We start from the raw sequence: 473 nt of genomic DNA, 5'->3' as shown, positions 1-473 counted from the left end.
ACGCCCGCCTGCACCATGCGCTGCATCGCGAAGTCGTGCGCGGCCTGCGACGTGCCGCCCGATGCGTCGGCGACCATGTAGATCTCGTAGTCGCCTTCGAGCATCGCGCACAGTGCGAACGTCGTGTTGCAGACTTCCGTCCACAGGCCCGACACGACCACCTTCTTGCGGCCGTTCGCGGCCAGCGCGTCGCGCACCTTCTGGTCGTCCCACGAGTTCATCGACGTGCGTTCGAGCGTCTTCTGGTTCGGGAACACGTCGAGCAGCTCGGGATAGGTATGGCCCGAGAAGCCTTCGCTTTCGACCGTCGTGATCGTGGTCGGGATGTTGAACACCTTCGCGGCCTTTGCCAGGCCGACGACGTTGTTCTTCAGCGCCTGGCGATCGATCGACTGCACGCCGAACGCCATCTGCGGCTGCTGGTCGATGAAGATCAGCTGGCTGTTCTGCGGAGTGAGTACTTCAAGTTTCGG

General features: G+C 63.0%; 1 protein-coding gene. It reads right to left on the bottom strand.

Annotated elements, in window-relative coordinates; genetic code table 11:
* The coding region (locus tag DIE23_RS39200) for a hydrolase (protein WP_148093512.1) at positions 1-473 on the bottom strand (473 nt) is incomplete at both ends.

It is taken from the genome of Burkholderia sp. Bp9143 (genome assembly GCF_003853645.1).
Taxonomy (GTDB): domain Bacteria; phylum Pseudomonadota; class Gammaproteobacteria; order Burkholderiales; family Burkholderiaceae; genus Burkholderia.
The sequence above is the reverse complement of the archived record's forward strand: the minus strand, read 5'-3'. Positions and strand labels throughout refer to the sequence as shown.